11 protein-coding genes are annotated in these 21,325 nt (G+C 46.4%); 6 read left to right on the top strand and 5 right to left on the bottom strand.

All coding sequences use genetic code 11. From position 1 onward, the window contains the following. Positions 1-110 precede the first annotated feature (110 nt). The 3 genes from Absy_RS10375 (at position 111) to Absy_RS10365 (ending at position 2,785) form a co-directional block, all read left to right on the top strand. Positions 111-1,040 carry a restriction endonuclease gene (locus Absy_RS10375; protein ID WP_048854674.1) on the top strand — a complete coding sequence of 310 codons (930 nt, stop codon included), beginning with the start codon at positions 111-113 and terminating at the stop codon, positions 1,038-1,040. A gap of 71 nt (positions 1,041-1,111) precedes the next feature. Then, positions 1,112-1,825 carry a helix-turn-helix transcriptional regulator gene (locus Absy_RS10370; protein ID WP_048854673.1) on the top strand — a complete coding sequence of 238 codons (714 nt, stop codon included), beginning with the start codon at positions 1,112-1,114 and terminating at the stop codon, positions 1,823-1,825. A gap of 144 nt (positions 1,826-1,969) precedes the next feature. After that, positions 1,970-2,785, top strand: a complete 816-nt coding sequence (locus tag Absy_RS10365; RefSeq protein WP_245614805.1) for a sulfotransferase family protein — start codon at positions 1,970-1,972, stop codon at positions 2,783-2,785. A gap of 144 nt (positions 2,786-2,929) precedes the next feature. On the opposite strand, the gene Absy_RS10360 is transcribed toward Absy_RS10365, so the two are convergent. The 4 genes from Absy_RS10360 to Absy_RS10345 form a co-directional block, all read right to left on the bottom strand. Next, positions 2,930-4,468 carry an efflux transporter outer membrane subunit gene (locus tag Absy_RS10360; RefSeq protein ID WP_084597110.1) on the bottom strand — a complete coding sequence of 513 codons (1,539 nt, stop codon included), beginning with the start codon at positions 4,466-4,468 and terminating at the stop codon, positions 2,930-2,932. Beyond that, complete coding sequence (locus Absy_RS10355) at positions 4,465-5,670, bottom strand: efflux RND transporter periplasmic adaptor subunit (RefSeq protein WP_048854671.1); 1,206 nt, start codon at positions 5,668-5,670, stop codon at positions 4,465-4,467. The genes Absy_RS10360 and Absy_RS10355 overlap by 4 nt, the downstream gene beginning before the upstream one ends. Continuing rightward, positions 5,670-8,861: an efflux RND transporter permease subunit gene (locus tag Absy_RS10350; protein ID WP_048854670.1), complete on the bottom strand. Its 3,192-nt coding sequence runs from the start codon at positions 8,859-8,861 to the stop codon at positions 5,670-5,672. Before Absy_RS10350 ends, Absy_RS10355 begins: the two co-directional genes overlap by 1 nt. An 847-nt stretch (positions 8,862-9,708) precedes the next feature. Next, positions 9,709-11,880: a TonB-dependent receptor gene (locus tag Absy_RS10345; RefSeq protein ID WP_245614804.1), complete on the bottom strand. Its 2,172-nt coding sequence runs from the start codon at positions 11,878-11,880 to the stop codon at positions 9,709-9,711. Positions 11,881-12,681: 801 nt separating this feature from the next. Here Absy_RS10345 and Absy_RS10340 point away from each other — a divergent pair. The 3 genes from Absy_RS10340 (at position 12,682) to Absy_RS10330 (ending at position 17,806) form a co-directional block, all read left to right on the top strand. Further along, on the top strand, positions 12,682-14,250 hold the full coding sequence (locus Absy_RS10340; protein WP_084597108.1) for a carbohydrate porin: 1,569 nt from the start codon (positions 12,682-12,684) through the stop codon (positions 14,248-14,250). A gap of 278 nt (positions 14,251-14,528) precedes the next feature. After that, the gene (locus Absy_RS10335) at positions 14,529-15,299 is read left to right on the top strand and encodes an acid phosphatase (RefSeq protein ID WP_052945746.1); all 771 of its coding nucleotides are present in this window, start codon (positions 14,529-14,531) and stop codon (positions 15,297-15,299) included. Positions 15,300-15,331: 32 nt separating this feature from the next. Next, positions 15,332-17,806, top strand: coding sequence for a phosphocholine-specific phospholipase C (locus tag Absy_RS10330; protein ID WP_048854669.1), 2,475 nt, complete (start codon positions 15,332-15,334; stop codon positions 17,804-17,806). A 98-nt stretch (positions 17,807-17,904) separates the two neighbouring features. On the opposite strand, the gene Absy_RS10325 is transcribed toward Absy_RS10330, so the two are convergent. Continuing rightward, positions 17,905-21,075, bottom strand: a complete 3,171-nt coding sequence (locus tag Absy_RS10325) for an EAL domain-containing protein (RefSeq protein WP_048854668.1) — start codon at positions 21,073-21,075, stop codon at positions 17,905-17,907. Positions 21,076-21,325: the final 250 nt, after the last annotated feature.

Here is a 21,325-nt window from a genome sequence, read left to right as displayed (position 1 = left end):
GCATTAGCCGTGCCTATCCGGCTGAACTTCCAGACTCAAGAATTCTCTATTACAATGCGCGCAAATACCATTCAGCATAAACCAACCTGTATGAGGCATACCCTAGCGCCATGGCCGTTCCCAATTACCAGTCGCTCATGCTCCCGGTACTGCGTTTAGCAGCAACAGATGTACGACGTGTGCCTGAAGTTGCTGAAATAATTGCTGATGAACTGGCTCTATCAGCGCAAGATCGCGCGGCCATGCTTCCTAGCGGTACACAACGGTTGCTCCACAACCGCACGCACTGGGCCAAAACATATCTGCTAAAGGCAGGGTTGCTCACATCACCTGCGCGTGGACAATTCACAATCACACCAGCCGGAAGAGAACTTCTAGCCTCGGCCCCTCATGCCATCACACGCACCATGCTTGAGCAATATCCATCTTTTCTCCACTTCATTGGCAGCACACCAAACACCCCTACAGAGCAGGCAGCAGAATCTGCAACCATGACCTCCTCCACTATGGATACACAAACACCTGAAGAACGGATCGAATCTGCCCATACGGAGTTAATGTCCGACTTACGTTCGGATCTGCTGGATCAGATTTTACAGCAAAGTCCCACCTTCTTTGAACAACTGATTGTCGATCTGCTGGTCGCCATGGGGTACGGTGGCAGCCATGAAGATGCCGCAAAGCACCTTGGTGGCACGGGAGACGGCGGTGTTGATGGTGTTATCAATGAAGATCGTCTGGGGTTGGACAGAATTTATGTGCAGGCAAAGCGTTACGCCACAAATGTTAATGTGGGACGGCCCGATGTTCAGTCCTTTGTGGGCAGTCTGGTTGGACATGGGTCCAGTAAAGGCGTGTTTGTCACGACTTCATCATTCAGTAATCCTGCCAGGGAATATATCTACCATTTAAGCCAACGGGTTATTCTGATTGACGGCATAATGCTTGCCGATCTTATGATCGAACATAATGTTGGCATACGCACAAGTCGTTCAATCGCAATCAAAAGAATTGATCTCGATTATTTTGACCCTAATTGAGGCATCAATATTCACCGACATGAATATCACAAATAGCCCCACATTAAATAATCAATGCGAAAGATATCTGTATGTTTTGCCATTTTGAGGATGTACTTAACTCAGCAAAACATATGCAAAAATCAACGAACACAGATCATTTAAATGAAAATTTTCGCAATTTTTTGGCACGTTTTGATTCACTGGTTCATGCAGTTGCATTGATTCATAAAACACGCACCACGGAATGCTACCTGATTGATACGACATACCCAGAACAGTGGATGCACCACTATATAGCCAATAGCTACCAGAACATTGACCCTGTTATTGCCACTGCCCGGCATAAATTTATGCCGTATGACTGGACGGAAATAAAGATCCGCAACGCAAGCCAAATGAAAATGATGCAGGAATTCCAGAAAATAGGTTTTAAAAGCGGGTATGCAGTGCCATTACACATATCTCCTTCCATGTTGCTTTTATTTGCAATGGCATCGCACAAAAAAGAAATAAATTTTCACGATCGAACAATATTGCAAATATCCATAAATCAATACCATGCACGCTACCTACAGCTCAACACGACTGACAGTTTCAAAGAAGAACTTTCACTATCAGATAAAGAGCGCGAATGTCTGCTTTGGATTGCTCAGGGGAAAAATACCACTGAAATTGGTTCTATTCTTAATATGAGTGAAAATACCGTAAAGTATCATCTCAAAAATATCATGCAAAAATTAGGGTCGCATAATCGCACGCAAGCCGTTGTACAGGCAATCAATCTAGGCCTTATCCATCCTTAAATATCTTTTAGTCATTGCAATAAAGTGCAATAGACCCACTACCCATTCGGGTAGGAAGATTAGCATGGCATAGCGCACTACACTATGGATCTTGGTTAAACTGCTAAGGTCAGAATTTATATGCTCCATCCCTGTGTGCACTTCATGTCCGGGCTACCGCGTTCAGGGTCAACATTGCTGGCAGCATTACTGCAACAAAACCCTGCGGTTCTCAAAGCCGGTCATATCTCTCCAGTTGCACCCATGCTGTTAAAATTGAGTTCTGTTATGGTAGAAGGCGAATATCAAACAGAATTCAATAATGAATCCAGTAGCCGTATTCTACGCGGAGTGCTTTTTAATTATTATGGTGAGCATGACTCACCCAAAACAAATCCATCATCCATGATTATTGATAACAGCCGTCTGTGGTGCACCAGACTTGGCCTGATCAATAGTCTTTTTCCATCATCCAAAATTATTTGCTGTGTAAGAGATCCGGTTTGGATTATTGATTCATTCGAGCATATTATACAAAAAAATCCTCTCCTAAGCTCAAAAATTATTCCCATTGAGCAACGGGGAAATTTACATAGTCGGGTAGATGCTCTTCTCTCCGCACAAGGGGCATTAGGATTCTGCTGGCGTGCTTTTAATGAAGCATTTTATAGTAATTTCGCGCATAACTTGATTGTTGTTGATTATGATTCCCTTGTTCATCAACCTCAGAAAACCATGAACATTTTGGAAAGAAAACTCAATCTTCCATTTTGGGATTATGATTTTAACAACATCAATTTTGAAGAACCTATTAAATTTGATGAAAATTTAAATTCTCCCGGCTTGCATAAAGTCAAAAATAAAATAGAGGTCCCTCATCGAAGACCCATTCTTCCACCGGATATTATTGCAAAGTTAACCGGTGGCACTTTCTGGCGAGATCCAAAGAAAAATCCAGGAGGTGCTTTTGTCATCTCTTAATTCAAACATTTCCTAAACTACTTACTTGGGACGCCGCCTAATGTAGCAGACGTCCCAAATTAAAAAATACTCTATCCAACACATCGCTAAAGCAGCGTATTCTTAATATTTTCGGTTAGAATCTAAAATTAGCAAGGAATTTTATTACTTATTCAACTGCTGCATGGTGTCTTGCGGTATTTGCAAGCCGGAATATTGCATCACGCCAAAGGTCATAGTTGCATCCGGTGCAGGTAGGTCTTTTTTCTGCCAGCCACCACCCAAAGCGCGAATTAGCCCAACGGTGCTCTGCAAAGCACGTGCCTGCACCTGCACATGATCAATACGTGCATCCAGTGTATTCACCTGCGCAATTAACGCATCCAAATAATTGTCAGCCCCACCTTTATATAAGGTCATAGTCAATGTTTGGGATTTTTGCGCTGTTCCAACCGCCAGGTTCAAGCGCTCTGCTTCTGCCCTCAGGCGATTGGATAGTGAAAGCCCATTCTCTACATCGCCAAATGCCGAAAGAACCGTTGTACGATAATGATCTAGTGTTTCACGGTAAACAGACCACGAATGCTGCAACTGTGCACGCCGTAAGCCACCCTCAAACAAAGGCATGGAAACCGATGCACCATAAGACCACATACTGTTTGCCAAATTGGCCAGATTAAAGCCGTTGGAATCAAACCCACCATTGGCACTAAAAAACACATGCGGATAAAACGCTGCCCGGGCAATACCAATCGCTCGGTTGGCTTGCGCCATACGCCGCTCGGACGCAGCAATATCGGGCCTGCGTTCCAATAATTCGGACGGCAGGCCAGTAGGCACAATGGGTTCCACATTGGTCAGATTATCCACAGGCTCAATGCGGAAGGTAGAAGGTTGTTCATTGACCAGCACGGCAATCCCATGCTCCAGCACCTCACGCTGGGCCTGTACATCCAACAGATGCGCCTGCGTCATGTAAAGCTGGTTTTGTGCACGTGCCACATCAATCCCGGTTGCATCCTGGTTATCAAGCCGTGTCTGGGTCACATGTAACGCCTGCTGATAGTAGGTTATGGACTGAGCATAGATGGCGTGTTGTGCATCCAGCCCACGCAAGGCAAAATAGTCTGTTGCCAGTTCTGCCTCCAGGCTCAACCGTGCCGCAGCATAATCTGCCGCCTGCTCCTGTGCATAATATTTCTGCACCCGCACCCTATTGCGGATACCTGACCAGATATCAGGCTCCCAGCTTGCAAGGCCAGAATAGAACTCGTCCGTTGCTGTGATAGGACCTTTGTAGCGAAACAGACGATCAGCCGAACTTTTGTTATCGCTGGCACCAAATGCCATACCAAAATGCGGTAACAGATCAGACCGTGCTTCCATAACAATCGCACGAGACTGCAAAAATCTCTCTGCCGCAGCCTGAAGATCCGCATTATTTGCAAGAGCCTTCTGCTCCAGACCATCCAGTATGGGGTCTCCAAACAGTGTCCACCAGTCGGTCTTTAAAGCAACGGCACCCGGGCTCGCCTCCTTAAACGGGACCTGTCCATGCCAAGATACTGGTACAACATAATGTGGTGGAGCATAATGCGGCGCAAGATCACACGCACTCAATGCAGTCAGGGAAAGAAGTAGTCCAGCCCGCGCTGTAAAACACCGAACTGACAGAATACGGGAATAAGAAAATGTCTTTTTCATTCGTCATCATCCCCATTTTCTGCTGCGGCTGCATTCGGAGTGCTCAGGTAACCTTTTGCAGGCTCCACAGTCCGGACCTTTCCTCCTTCCATCAGATCAGCAGGCGGGTTGTTAATGATCCGATCATCGGGTGACAATCCAGCACTGACTTCCGTGTATGCATCCGACATGCGACCAACGGTAATGTTACGATAATGCGTAATTTGCTGGGTATCGACTGTAGCAACCTGCATCCCATGTTCCTGAAACACCAGTGCTCCAGTGGGAATGGTATAAACCCCTTTCTCAGCCGGAGCCGTTAAAGTGACAGAAGCAAAACTCCCGGGCCACAACTTCTGTCCCATATTGTCGATCGAAAATTCGGTGATGACTGTACGCGTATTGGGGTCAAAACCTTTGGCGATAGTCAGGAACTTGGCGTCGAACACGGTATTGGGGAACTGTGGCACCGTAACCTTTGCCACCAGCCCGGACTTAAGGATGGAAGAAAACGTTTCCGGCACGGATACAAACAGACGCATGGCATGGGTATCGGCTACGGTAAACAGTTCGCTGGCCGTGCCGTTCGCGTTCATACTGCCGCTCCCAGCTCCCACGTAATCGCCCACATTAATATTGCGTGCGATAACCACGCCATCGAACGGCGCTTCAATACTCTTGAAGTGAACCATGGCCTGATACTGTGCGACCTTATGTTCGGCGGCCTCCAGCTCTGCCTTGGCTGACTGCTCGTTTGCGTTCTGCACCGAAACGGATTGACCAGACACAGCCTGAGATTGCCCCATGGCTCGCCAACGCGTAGCTGTTATGGCCGCCAGATCGTACTTGGCCTGCGCCACCTTCAGATCAGCTTGCGCCTGCGCGTATTCCGCATCCAGCCGTGGTGTATTGATTTCGGCCAGCAGGTCTCCTTTTTTAACCACTGCGCCGTAATCATGGTACCACATTTTTACATAACCGGAGACCTGCGCATAAATTGGTGCTTCGTACCATGCGCTCAGTGTGCCCGGCAACGTCATGCTAAGCGTTGGTGGGGCGGCCTTAGGTTGCACCACAGCAACATCGGGCACCTGGTCATAGGCCGCATCCTGCTGGATACGCACGGTATTATGGGCACGCTGCACCAAAAGGTACGTAATGTCCGCCATAATAACAGTGGCAAGAAGAAAAACGAAAATTCTGCCTTTGCTAAAACCAAACATCAGACAGTCTCCTGCCGGTTGGTCATATCCGTGCTGGATGACTTTTCCGGTCGATGATGAAAAATTGCATAAACGCATGGCACAAAAAGAAGAGTGGAAACGGTAGCCACAACCAAACCACCAATAACGGCCTTACCTAGCGGAGCATTCTGAGAATTGCTTATAGCCATGGGCACCATACCAATGATCATGGCAGACGCTGTCATGATCACCGGACGAATACGCCCTACCCCCGCCTCAACCGCGGCTGCCACGGCGCTCCGGTGTATGGCAAAACGTTCCTTGGCAAAGGACACGACCAGAATGGAATTTGCTGTAGCTGTTCCCATACACATGATCGCACCCGTTAACGCTGGAACGGAAAGGCGTGTCTGGGTCAGGAACAGACTCCACGCAATACCCGCCAATGCGCCGGGAAGCGCAGAAATAATAATGAAAGGGTCAATCCATGACTGGAAGTTAACAACAATCAGCATGTAAATCAGCACAACCGACACCACGAGACCAGCAATCAGTTCCACATAAGCACTGTGCATGGTGGTAGCTTGCCCCCGGATATCCACCGCAACACCCCGCGGCAAATCGCTTTGTGTTGCAGCCACGTCACGCTTGACCTGTGCCAGAACCGACCCAAGGTCCGTGAACTCCGTGGACACATAAATATCAATATCGGGCATGGAGTTATAATGAGAGACCTGCCCCGGTGTACCAACCGGCGTAATGGTGCTGATACTCCCCAGAAGCTGCATGTCCTTGCCTTCCGGATCATTATCGCCTTTATCAACAGGGATGGTCAGCAGGTTGTGATAGTGCGTCAACTGATCCTGCGAGACATAAACATTCAACGGGAAAGTAATGCCGGTCTTGGGGTCCAACCAATATTGGGGGTCCACCGTCTGGCTGCCCGAAAGGGTCATCAGTTCATTACTGGCAATATCGCCTTCAGTCATACCTGTAGCCTGACCAAAAGTACGATTGCCCTGCACGAACAGTGTTGGAGTACGCATGGTCTGCTGGATGACTGTATCCACCGCCCCAGGGATACTGCGCAGACGGTTTACCAACAAACGGGCATAACGGTAATTATCGCGAATATCTGGCCCTGATATCTGAATATCAACCGGTGCGGGAGAACCAAAATTGAGAATCTTCTCCGTCAGGTCCGCAGGCTGGAATGTAAAGACCGTGCCGGGAAAACTGGCCGACAGTTTACGACGCAACAGGGCACGATAATCCCACACAGGAGAGACATCATCCTTAAGAGTGATGCTCAGGTCGCAATCCTGCGTACCAATTGTAGGTGTGGGAATAAAGGCCTGATTATGCGGGCCTTCAGGCAGACCACAGTTGTTGATAATCCCATCCACTTTATCAGACAGAATCTGCGCAATGCGGTCATCCACCAGACTGGCAATGCGACCCGTTGTTTCAATACGGGTACCTAGGGGAACACGCATGTGCATTTGCAATGCACCTGACTTGACCTCGGGGAAAAAGTCCTGTCCGACCACAACAAACAAAATCAGCGAGAGCACGGACAGTCCAAGGAACACCGGAACAAACCTGCGCCGTTGGTTGACTGCCCGCTCAAGCACCCGCCCATACCGGAGCTTAAAGGCATGAAAAGCGTGCTCAAACCTGTTTTGAAATCTGCCAAAGTATCCTTTGGGCAAGGCCTCATGCTCATCACCATGCAAACCGGGGTGCACCTGCCCTGCCAGCAGGTACTTAGCCATGGTTGGCACCAGCGTGCGGGATAGGATGAACGAAGCCAGCATGGCGTAAACAATGGCTTCCGCCATAGGCATGAACAGCCAGCCAGCCACACCACTCAAACGGAACAGAGGGGTCCACACAATACAAATACACAAGGTGGACACCAGTGTGGGAATAACAATCTGATTGGCCGCATCTATGATAGCCGTTTCCAGATCCTTGCCCATCTCAAGGTGGGTATCGATATTCTCAATCATGACGGTTGCGTCATCCACCAGAATACCAACCGCCAGCGCCAAACCACCCAGTGTCATCACATTGATCGTCTGACCAGACCACAAAAGGCAGATAATGGCGGCCAGAATACACAGAGGAATAGAAGTGGCGATGATAATGGTCGAGCGCCATGAACCAAGGAACAGCAACACCACCAAACCCGTTAATACGGCGGCCGTCAGCATTTCGCGCACTACATCACGAATGGCGTCTTTAACGAATACCGAAGCATCGCTCATAATCGCAATATGCACATCCGGTGGCACAAGCTGCTGAATACGTGGCAGCAGTTCCTTGGTTCTGGAGACAACCTCAAGGGTCGAAGCATCCCCGCTTTTCATCACTATGACTTCTACCCCCTGCTTGCCCTTTACAAGCACAAGGTTGGTTTGCGGATGCCCTCCACGGTAAACGTTGGCCACATCATGCACATAAATAACGGAATTACCCACGCGTTTGACAGGGATATCACCTAATTCCTGCATGGACCGTGGAGTGGCATTCGTCTGAACCATCCAGTCTGTACGGTCTATTTTCTGATCTCCTGCAGGTAGAACGATATTCTGCTTGCGCAGAGCGTTCTGCACATCCATGGCAGAAAGATGATGGGCCTGAAGCTGCGTCTGGTTCAATGCGACCATAATAAAACTGTCCATGCCACCGTAAGCCTGCGGCAGAACAGAGCCGGGCACGGTAACAAGGATAGGTCGGATACGTGTCATTGCAATTTTGAACAGATCTGACGGAGTTTGCTTGTCCGAGGTGACCTGCAAAGCCAGAACCGGTACAGAAGATGCATCCAGACGCATGACCATAGGCGCTGGAATATTTTCTGGGAGTTGTTTGATAACCGTCTGTGAAATAGCCGTAACTTCGGCTTCTGCCTCACCAATATCCGTTCCAGGCTGGAAGTAGATATTGACGATGCTGCGCCCATAATACGAGCTGCTTTCCATATGCTCGATACCCTCCACAGTGGAGGTTACGGCCAGTTCATAATTATAGGTTATGCGTCCTGCAAATTCCTCTGGCAACATACCACCATATGTCCACACAACGGACACAACAGGCAGCTTGATATTGGGAAACACATCGGTTGGCGCACGCAAGACGGACAGCACACCAAACGCGAGAATAAGCAAAGAAAGAACCACAAACGTATAGGGTCGTTTCAATGCGGTTATAACGATAGCATTCATGCCTTCCCAGTTCTCAATGGCTTATGGTTGGGATTGGCCTGACGCTAGAAATTTTTTATTCGAAAATCTTTTAGAAAAAATTTTATTGATATAAAAACAAAATTAATATCGAAATTTGCAACCGATCGAAAAGAGCAATAATACCCTTTAACTCTCTATAATTATTGGATTTCCTATGACGTATTCCCCGCTGTAAATGGTTTTGTTACCAACCTTGTAAAAAATGGAGCAGCAGTTGGCTTCCTCCCGTATTTTGCCTCCCCAACCCTCATGCTGCTTTCCGAATTACCAAACTGCATTGGACATCAACATTTCTTGGGGAAGCACTCTTACCTGCAAGCACTAGGTTCAGAACCCATGCAGGGATTGAACTGAGAAACTTATTGTAATTCACAGACTTACAGGTAGGGAGTAGACCTCTGTGAATGATATATTTTTACTGTCTATGTGACAGATAGAACGGATTAAACCGTTTTCCCACTATCACACATGGTACCGGCTGAATGTCTTTGATCGAAGATTAATCACACTGATAGAACAAGCAGTCCGTTCAAAACGCCTGATGATTGATACGACGCATCTCGAGACCAACAAAACGACGCCACCGCTGCTTAAAAAAGTTGTTCCCTACCATATCCAACCGAATAAAAGGCGGTCTGAACTGAAAGCTCCATACCTTACAGGATACTCAGAGTCGTTCCATTCGCCTGCATCTGACAGACAACGATTACACTTTTATGAGCCGTCTTTATTTTCTATCTCAAGAAACCAATCCTGAACCGAATATTGAAATAACTTTATAAATTTGGCCCAAGTTCTTGCATCATAAACTTGGGCCATCTTGTTATCAAAAATCAGCTGAGATAGTGCCCATTGCAACAAATGGAGATCCAATAACATAAGTTGGGCTGGAACCTTTTATTGTTGTCCCCAATATGCCCTTCTGTGTTGTAGCTGCCGCCGTATAACCATACATAGAAGACAAATAATGCTCATCTCCCAAATTAACGAGATTAAGCTTGATTTTTGGTGTTACTCTTCCAATTTTTGGCAAATTCCTACCAACACCAAGATTGGCGGTAATGTATCCTGGAATTTTCTGGTCATTCACAAGCGTTGCATACTGGGAGCCAGTGTATGACAGGGTAAAGTTACCAAACCATGTGCCATCGTTATACGTCAGCCCCAAAGAACCTGAGAATTGCGGAGCCCCAACCTCCTGCTTCCCTTTAGTGCGCAAGTAATCACCACTATACGCAATATTGCTACTGTTTTTGGTATGCATATACTGACCAGAGGCGTACGCACTGACATGGTGCCAAGGACGTGTCGCAATTTCTGCCTGAACACCATAGGCTTCCATACCACCAGCGTTAATCAGCTGTGTAATGGTTGAAGTAGATCCATCTACATAGCTTTGTGCCGAGACCTGATGATTTGTTACATTGTAATGGAAACCAGCCAAGTTAGCCATTACAAAGCCACTATACCGATAACCAACCTCTTCCGTAATCATATACTCAGGTTTGTAATCTGCCATTGGTGCTGACTGCGCTTTACCAGTCGTGCGGCTATACGAAGCCAACTGAGAACTCAATGAGCCAGGAAGATGATATCCGGTGGTCCCGTTAACATAAATCTGATGGTGCGGATTAAAGCTATAATTAATGAGCACCTGTGGTGAAGGCACGAATACATTTTTGATCGATTTATAATTACTGCCCACAACCCCGGGCAGGTCCTGCGTGTATTGCCGGTTTACCATAGCCATTCTAATACCGGCATCAATCGTCAGACGATCATGCAGGAAAGACATTTTATCATCAACAGCAAAGCTATTTAGCTGTTGTAATCCATTTTCATTATCTTCACTCAACGGAACACCGCCATTAGCAGTTAATGGTGTGCTTGTATTCCACTGGCCCTTCCCATTAACTGGATAGAACCGCATCTGAGCAGCTTCCTGCGCATAAGAATACCAATACGTCAGGCTTAAGGTATTGAATTTATGTTTCCAATGCCCCGTCAACATCAACCCAGAAGATATAGTATACCAATCTGATACTTCAGCCGCAGTCAGGTTTTTATTTTTTGAATCGTACCCGGGAAGATTTTGATAATTATCCAGAGCACTATAGCTTTCTGCCCCTACAAATCCATTTTTGACGGGCAATGTTTCTCCATAATAATAAGGACCATGGAATTCGACCGAATAAGCTTGCGCATCAAGGCTTAAACCATGACCAAAACTAAAATGGTTTTTTAATGTGCCATAAACAGCACCGGTATTTTTACCATTCAAGCCAACATAATGCGTGTCACCCGGGCTATACTGGCTATCCAGGCCATATTTCATGCCATATTTATTCCAGTTGGCAAGTGATGGATACAACCATTCTCCTTGCGCAGCCTTGGTCCAACCGAAAATTATTTTTGAATCGCTGCCTTTATTCCATTGTTTGGTCAGAGCAGCGTCAACATGCCACCTTTCAATATCACCAACACCACGCCACATATCACCCCGGGAATACGAACCGGAGGCAAAGGCTTTAATGCCAGTATGACCAATTTCTCCCGTATCATACCGAATAAAATCTTTATTGGTACCATAAGAACCACCAGACCCGGCAATATGAAAATGCTGATGCTCTGAAGGCCCACGGATACTGGCTGAAATTTCAGCCCCCGTAGCATTATACGTGGTAGAGTTAATATCAACAGCACCCTGCATAACATTGACCTGCCCCATATTTTGGCTATCCACCAAAGAAGGCGTGTAAGTGCTGTATGTAAATGGGTTTGCGGCCGGCATACCTTCAAAGGTCACACCAATTTCAGCCTGCGCCATGCCACGAATATGCAAGGTTGAAAAAGACGTGGTCAGGGGCCCTTCACTCGCAGACACAACACCGGGCAATGTAGAAATCAAAGACTCTATTGTGGATGTCGGTGACTGCATTGCGATATAGTTATGAGACAGAGAGCTAATGGTTCTGGCAGCAGTCTGCCTAACCATCATACCGCCACCAGCGGCTTTACGACGCTCAGTAACATCGATGTTTTCACCGTTGTTTTTGGACTGAACAGATTTTTTTTCTGGTTACCAGATATTTTTTTATGCGAAGAATCGTTATTTCCATTGTTCTGCACTGTTGCTGCAACTGCAACCTGTTCAAAACATAACCAACACGTCGTGATAAACAAAAATCTTTTCATGGTAGCCCACCCCAATGAACCGAAAGTCGGCTTCCTAATCCTAGAAAAGTTTTCCCTACTCAAGACTTGTTATGACAATTCATTATAACAACATAAAAATGTCACAACACATTAATACTATATGTAAAATTCAATGACTTGCCTGACCAATCCACGGTCATTAGAGCCTTCCGATAGGCGTGAAAAAATTGATTAGAACGATGTTCAAGTCTATCGGGAGAGAGGAGAACCCACTCAACGATTCGACCATACTTTGAATAAATAAACATTTTTCATCTTAGAAAGGCTGTATATTTAATTCAAAATTATTTACTATGATTATATATCGCTACATTCAGTCTGTTATTACAAAATGCCGACAAAAATGTGAATTGAAAATATTTTTAAACCATTTTACTTTTTAAAAAACAAACATAAGAAAAAGAAAAATGTTTATAAAATCCCCGCAGAGCAGTTTATCTGGGTCTCCAAAATCCAGAAAAATCAGACACGCTATTTCTGTAAATTGCGGAATTTAGCGCCTTTCTGATGCTATAAAATCAGATATTTTGGAACTTCATCTCAATTTTATTGAGATGAGAATGTTTTTTATTGGATAACATCCATGTCCATTCCCAAAATTTTTTCTTGTAATTCCGCATATTCACTAAAAAAACCATCACTAATCCAGATATTTACTGCATTATGCTTTGTTTGTTTTTCTTATCATGCTCAAGCACAAAGCACCAAGGAGAATTCTGGAGCATTTCCTCCATCTAGAAGCATTAGTGCCTCCCGTTTCGCATCCGTTCCACCGCTAAAAAAACGTAAACGCCCCATTGCGGAAGAACGCCTCGAAACCCTTTTTGATACGGAAAGCATCTCCTCTCTACTTAATCATAATGATGACGCATTACGGCGTGGGGACGTTAGTGCTGGATATTATGTTGCCGAGCAGGCATTTGGTAATCTGGCTCCTTCCCTCAAGCCTTTACGAGAACGCCTTGCCAACCATGGTTTTAGCTTTGAATTAACCTATAAAGGTGAAGCTATGGGGAATGTTGGCGGTGGCCTCTCAAAAGGCGTCGATTATACGCACGAAATCCGTGTCGCCATGCTGTTTGATCTGGGCAAGTTAACACAATGGGAACCACTGAACGGATGGTTTCTCCATGGTATTGTTATGAATCGTGAAGGGCGTCAGGTCGGTTGGGATCACGTAGGAGAACGCAATGTTCTGCTCACGGAAGTCTGGAGTATTCACGGCCCAGCGGCAGCACGTTTGGCTGATCTTTATATAGAAAAGTCATTTTTAAACAATAGAATCAATATTAACCTTGGTCGCATTGCGCTTACACACACTTACTCCACTTCTGTGCTGCTTTGTACATTTATGACAATGTGCTCAGCACCCATGGCTATCCGCGAACCGGCAGGCTGGAGCGTTTACCCCAAAACATCATGGGGTGGCACATTCAGAATACGACCAACACGCGATTTGATCTTAAGAACAGGGGTCTACCGTATTGGCCCAAAGGCCGTTGACAATACCGGATGGGCATGGGGGAGCGAGCCTTACACGGGCATTCAAACACCAATAGAACTCACATGGGAACCATTTTTAGGAGAGAGAAAATTACCCGGTCATTATAAAATAGGGTATGCTCATGACACGTCTCCTTATGCGGATATGATAGGCGTCATACCGCCTGCTTTTTCTGATTCCATACACAAACATAAAGAAAAACCCAGAGATAGTTTTTATATTGAAACAGATCAGATGGTCTATCGCAGTCATGGTCAGCATCAAATGGCCGGTGGCTATGTATTGGCTGGATTTGTGCATAACACCCCCAGCAATTCAACATTCTCCAACGAATTTTATGTTGGTGCTTCTTTACTGGGCATTATTCCCGGGCGACCGTTTGATCGCTTTGGCGTAATGTATTCATATTACCAACTCAGCCCACGTACAACATATGGTCAGCGATTACGTCAGTTAGCTGGCATGTCCATGGGGGCATATGTTAACGCTCCTCAAACCCATTCGGCCATTCTGGAAGCATACTATGGTATTCCAGTCCTACCCGGATTAGTCATTACTCCTGAATTTGAATATATGATGCGTCCTGGAGAAACATCAGTTATTCCCAATGCTATTCTGGCTGGGTTAAAAGTAATTAGTGCTTTATGAGAATACTATTATGATCATTAAATTCAATTCAAGTAACAAGATAGGCTTGAATTTTCACCCCTATATTTTAACTTATTCACTCATAAATTGGCATAATAATGAAATAAAATTTTTACTGTAACGATTATGCAATTCTGACACGATGACGCTACGGCAGATAACCCTATTCTGGCACCCACAGGATAATGCTTAGGATTTTTCATTAAAATGTCACGCTCAAATATGTTTGACTGACGTATTAAACCCGCCTTGTTATAACGTATATGAGGCTCCTCCAAATGCCCCGTCGCGCTTTGCCCCTTCTTACAATACTCATTTGCGCTGACGTGTTTATTCCGCCTCAAATTGTCCATGCTGAACAGCTACAGCTGCCTGATGGACGCGCTTTTCTGCCACCACCACCTGCGACGAACTCCCACGCTCAGGAAGCCGATATACAAGCTTTCGAGAACTCCAGGAGTTTACAAAACAGTCGTCGCTGGAAACTGGCTACAAATGATGCAGACCTCAAGCCAGATCATATCATTCATGATTTTTCCTGCGCCGTAGGTTTCCAGATCTCACCAAGCGAAGTGCCTACGCTTATTACTGTTCTAAATACGCTTGAAAAGCCACTGGAGCAGCGTATCACAGAGGAAAAAAAGAACTGGCAAAGGATGAGACCTTTTGTTGGCAAAAACCAAGCGATCTGCACACCAGATGCTGACAAACTATCTGCGAGTTTTTCCTATCCTTCCGGTCATACCACATGGGGCTGGTTGGTCGCTTCCATTCTGAGCAGCGCATTACCAGAACGCTCTACGCAAATCATGCAGCGTGGACGCATTTTTGGCGAAAGCCGCATTGTTTGTGGTGTGCATTGGAAAAGCGATGTGCAGGCAGGCTACATGAATGGTGGTGCCATGTTTGCGGCTCTACAGGAACAACCTTGGTTTGCAGAGAAAATGGTTTCTATCCACAAGGAATTGCAGGCAGCACGCCTGAAGGCAATGCCTGTGGACAATGCAACCTGTACTATTGAACATGAAGCTGCCCAAGAATCGTTTTGATGTGACGAGTTGATAAGATCAAAGGTATAAAAATGGCTACGCGCAGGAATTTCCTCAAATACGCACTTCTTTCTGGTGCTGTTGGTTCCGCAGGTATGGTACCAGCCTCCATACGCCGCGCCCTAGCCATTGCGCCGGATCCGGGCACAACCTATCTAGATGCTGAACATGTGGTTATTCTGATGCAGGAAAACCGCTCGTTTGACCATATGTTTGGCTCATTGCAGGGTGTCCGCGGTTTTAATGATCCGCGCGGCATACGCCAACCTAATGGAGAACCTGTTTTCCTTCAGTCCAACAGCAAGGGGGAAACCTATCTGCCGTGGCGACTGAATATCCATGACACACGTATTACCTGGATGGGTTCCATCCCACACTCCCGCGACAGTCAGGTTGATGCGTGGAATGGAGGCTACCATAACCGCTGGATTGACGTAAAAAAATCACATCACAAAGGTTATGACCAATACCCCATGACCATGGGATACTATACACGCGAAGACCTACCTTTCTATTACGCCTTGGCTGATGCCTTTACAGTATGCGACCAAAACTACTGCGGCGTTATGTCCAGCACGACCCCAAACAGACTGGTGTTCTGGACTGGCACAGTGCGAGATAAGCAGAAACCGGATTCTACCGTTTATATGCGCAACCCGGAAATTCTTGAAGGTGGGATGACATGGACAACTTTTCCAGAACGCCTTGAACATGCAGGTGTTTCCTGGAAATTTTATCAGAATGAAATAGAACAAACGGCCAATATGAGCGGCCTTGAACGTTCCTGGCTTGCCAATTTTAGCTGTAATGTTCTGGAATGTTTTGACCAATATAATGTTTCTGCCAATCCGGGATTCCAGGACTGGATCGATGCACGCATAACGGAATGCTCCAAGCATATTGATCGACTTTCCAAACAGGAAATGCTGGTTTCTGAAAAAAAGGAAGAGCAGCTCAAGGAAGCCCGGTCTCTTCTGGCTGTTTTACAACGCCGGAAGAACAATGCCACGCGCAGCTTAAACCAGCTCTCCGCAGAAGAACGGAGCTTGTTTGAAAAAGCTTTTGTAACAAATAAAGATAATGCAGATTATAGAAGTCTGGAAAAAATTTCTTTTTCTGATGATCCTGATACACGCAGTATGTATGCCCCAAAGGGGGATGTACTGTACCAGTTCCGGCAGGATGTACACAAAGGTCAGCTTCCCACAGTATCGTGGCTTGCAGCACCAGAACATTTTTCTGACCATCCTACATCACCATGGTATGGTGCATGGTATGTCTCTGAAATCATGGATATTCTGACCGAAAATCCAGAAGTATGGAAAAAAACCATTTTCATTATTACCTATGATGAAAATGACGGATATTTTGATCACTGCTGTTCTTACGCAGCACCAGATCCCTTACGGCCCGAAACAGGACGTTCTTCTGCCAGTATCGGCGCTGATGGTCTGGAATATACATATGCCAAAGATGAAGAAGCACTCGGTGTGCCTCATCATCTCGCACGCAGTGGTCCTATCGGTTTTGGTTTTAGGGTTCCCATGGTTGTCGCGTCCCCATGGAGCCGCGGTGGGTGGGTGAATTCCCAACTGTTTGAACATAGCTCCACACTACGCTTCCTTGAAACCTTCATTGAAGGGAAATTTGGTAAAAGCATAAAGGAAACCAATATATCTCCATGGCGTCGGGCCATTAGTGGTGACCTGTCATCCTGCTTCCGGCCTTATGATGGTAGTGTGCCACACCTCCCTTTTCTTGAACGCAACAAGCATCTTGAAACTATTGAAGATGCCAAAAATCGTCCATTCCCTGGCGGTTTCAAAGTTCTAGACAGTTCTGAAATAGAAAATTTGACGGCCAACCCTAAACAGTTACGCCAGTATGCCAAACAGGAACCCGGAACCCGACCGGCCTGCGCACTTCCATATGAACTCTATTGCAATGGTGGTCTGGGAACCGACCGCAAAACAGTCGTTATTGAATTGAAAGCCGGAAAAGCTTTGCATGGCTCACGCTCTGCTGGTGCTCCCTTTAATATTTATTGCCATGGCACACAGCAAACTGATGGAATGCTGGTTGGCACTTATGCAGTTGCAGCAGGAGATTTATTAAAGACAAATTTTGAAACTAGTTTATTTAATAATAATATTTATGATATCTCTGTTCATGCGCCTAATGGCTTTTACCGTCGATTTAAAGGGCATACTAACGGCAGCACATTACAGGTAGCATGTGAATATCAACCTTTGCCGCACCATGGCATTATTCTAAAATTCCTGAATACATCCAACAAGGCAATCGATATTGTTTGCGCATCATCCGGACATAACAAGACCCTCCATATTCCACCCCATACGCATGGAAGATTGGAAATAGAGACATCCCACACCGATCAATGGTACGATGTAACCATTACAACACCCGTAGACCCAGAGTTTCTGTATGTTTTTGCTGGTCATATCGAAACAGGCGAACCCAGCCGCACGGACCCGGCAATGGGTTAATCCGTTATCCATAACACAATACTGTTCTTGACGGTTGGAATAGCATCAAATCGTCAAGAACAGATTTTTCAAAAAACTCTATTCTTATACTGAATAATTTATATTTTTTCAGGATGATGACCTACCAAAGCAGAAGCTTCCTTAGCTGTAACAATACGCTTTACCAGCCAGTCAACAAATTTACGGGATGCAGCAGCCGGATCATTCCCATTGTGGCATTGCTCATGCCATTGCGCGACCTCAGTCCCCTCCAGCCCCTGCACTGCCAGCCAATGTGTTATAAGGCAGGTGTGCAAAGGATGTTTGCTGGTACTTTGTCCTCCATGGGTGGACATCCAGTGATATGCCAGCACCCCAAGGTCACTCACCAAAGCGGTGTTATATTGGCGCGCGTCCGCCTTTAAACGATACGCTGCATACCAATCGGTAAAACACTCCGACGGCATGGGTGGGGAAATGCCGTACCCCTGACCATAACGACAGCCAAGATGATAAATGGCTTCGAGAATATCTGAATCTTCCAACCCTTCTACAATCACCAACTCATGGAAATCACTCCCCATATCCAGAACGGATTTGACCATACTGAACGTCTGAAGTGGTGCTGTACGAATATTATGCAAAAGCCCCTGATCAACCTTAATAATATCAAAAGGAAGAGAAGAGAGACGCAAAAGGTTACTATAACCCGACCCCAGATCATCAATAGCAATTTTAACACCAATTGCCTTGAATTTCTGAATGGCTATGTCCTGTATGGTCAGGTCGATCATCTGTGTTTCAAGCAATTCAACCGTTAATTGCTCTGGACGAATGTTGTGTCTGTGTAAGGCGCTTTCAACCCATGCAGGGCCATCCTCATTCAGCAGGTAGGTAGGCGGCATATTAATGGCCAGATTGACGACATGCCCCTCTTTTTGCCAACGCTCCAACAAAGACAGGCATTCCTCCAGCCCCATATGGAACAGCCTATCCAATTCGTTCTGTCCGAGTAGAGATAAAAAGCTTCCCGGTTCTATAATCGTTCCGTTTGTATCCTGAATACGGACCAGAGCCTCCACCTCCAGCAATACCCCCGTGCGCAGGTTAACAATAGGCTGCACATACATCCGCAATCCATCGCTAAACAGACGGTCTCTCAGGTAGCAGGACTGTTCTTCGGTAACAGCGGAGCCACGCTGGAAGCAGCAGCGCATCCACATCTGCTCCCAACGGTGTTGCAGGCTGCGTGCAAATTGCTGCATCCGCTGCGTTTCAAACTGGTTGGGGTACGCTCCAAAAAGTGCCAGAACAACAGCAACCTGCTCTTCTTCCATGGAAACAGGAATACTGATGGAGGAACATATGCCCAGCTCTTCCATCATACCACGCCATGGAGCCGAACCCGGATTGGTTGAATAAGATGGGCAGGAATGCTTCTGCCTCGTACGCCATGCCAGCCCTGTAACTGAATTCCCAAAAACCGATTGTGCACTCACAACTGGCTGACTGACTGTTTTTTTTAACTGCTCGGTAAGACCTGCGCCAATGGGGCCACCACTATGTTCAACCACCAGCTCCCCAGACGGATTCATACGAAACAGAAGCACAGCCTTAATACCTGGCAGGCTACCCAGTGCATCCACACCCTGCGCGCTTACATCGGGCCATACACAGCCAGCAACGGGTAAACGGGTGGAGAGCAGAGAAAAATATTTTTCCTCGACGCCCTGTCCAGCTTCTAGCTGAGCTCCTTTATCATCCTGCAAACGCATTTCGGTGGTGAGGAGAATATGGTACCTGTCATAGGCCCGCAGCAGGGCTTTATCCAGACTGTCGATCAGCAAACGCCTGTAAATACTATACGCTTCTCCTAAAAGAGCAGGAGAAATACCACATAAGGTATGAATAGTGCCCAATTTAGCGGCCAGTTCCAGAATATCCTGCCGCCGGGTATGGGGAGCTAACAAAAAGTCCAGATGTGCTGCCTGCTTATGTTTAAGGTGGTCAAGCTGCTCTGGTGTTAAAACCGACAAAACCGCCTTAGCTTCAGACATTTTGGCCAGATTTGCATAAAAACACTCAATAAAGTTTTGTCGTATCCGGGTTAAAAATGTTTTGGCACGTGTTAGGAGTTCCGCAGCTTCGGGGCCATATGGGTCAAAGGCGACCTGTTCTACCGCCTCTTCTACTGACCCCAATGGGGTATTGCCTGCCATACTCCACCAGTTCCTACGATGGCTTTTGTTCTGCTTGGACGCATACATGGCGGCATCTGCCCGTCGCAGTAACGTATCGGGGTCCTCCCCATCTACTGGGTAAAGTGCCAACCCTAATGTCATGCCAACAATGGCAGAAGCATCTGGGGTAATGGCAAATGGTGCTTCCACTGCTTTGTGCAGATTATCCAGAATTTTTGTAGCTTGAGTGACCCGCAAAAGAGGGTCGAGATTTTCCAGCACAATAACAAACTCATCCCCACCCAGACGGGCGGCGTAATCTGTGTGCCTTAAATGGTCCTGTAAACGACGGCCAAATGCTTGCAGGAGGCGATCTCCCGCCTCATGCCCATACCCATCATTAACCTGTTTGAAGTCATCCAGATCCAGCATTCCAACAGCAATGGAACTGCCCTGTTGCATCGCACGCGCCATAGCCTGCGGCATATACTCCTCAAGCGCCAGACGATTAGGCAGACCGGTCAACGGGTCATGCCGTGCCCTCTGTGCCTCCTCACTCTGGAGTTTTTCCAGCCTTGTCTGTCCGTCCAGCTTATCCAGTGCATGGCCCAGCAGTTCCGCGACTTTCTGGCACAGATCAATACATTGCTCATCGAACATGTTTGCCCGTGCGGACACAAAGGACATAACAGCCCAGCGCTCTCCACCCCGCCAGATTGGAACAGCAAGCACTGAACGCCACTGATGTCCGGAAAAAAAGTCATACCATGGCGTATTTTTCTGCTCGTTCAGTTCGTCATTACTATAAACAAGGGTTTGCTTATCCCACGCATCTTCCACCACGGGGAACTGGGACTTATGCTCGTAAGGACTGAATTCCAGACTGGCGCCTCCCTGCGTGCCTTTCCCTGAGCAGAAAAGAATATGCAGTTTGTCAGCCTCATCCTTGCGAGCAATCCAGACAGCCTGAAAGAGCGCACTGCCGACCAGATTAGTGCATGTTTTTTCGTACATTTCGCGTTCGGTGGAAGCTTGCAAAACAACTTCCGCCGTGTTGAGGAGCGCACGATAGAGCCTTTGCAATAAATCCAGTTTTGTTGCATTCCCCATAAAACAGACCAAAACCTTCCATAAGACTTATGATTTGTGTCATGATCTGATTCCACGACAACACAACAGCATGTGCGAAGCTTTCTACTCCAAAACTCAAAATATTTTCGCTGACAATAAAAATATTGTATAAATATAATATATTTAATTTACGAATGTATTGCTCATTACCCGCATAGGGTCTTATGTACCTCATTGCTAGATAACAAATGGCAGCAACCATCCTATAGAAGCTGCCTCATATAGTATG

The sequence above is a fragment of the Acetobacter syzygii genome (assembly GCF_000964225.1).
Taxonomy (GTDB): Bacteria; Pseudomonadota; Alphaproteobacteria; order Acetobacterales; family Acetobacteraceae; genus Acetobacter; species Acetobacter syzygii.
Note: the sequence above shows the minus strand (reverse complement) of the source record. Positions and strands in the feature narration are given on the sequence as shown.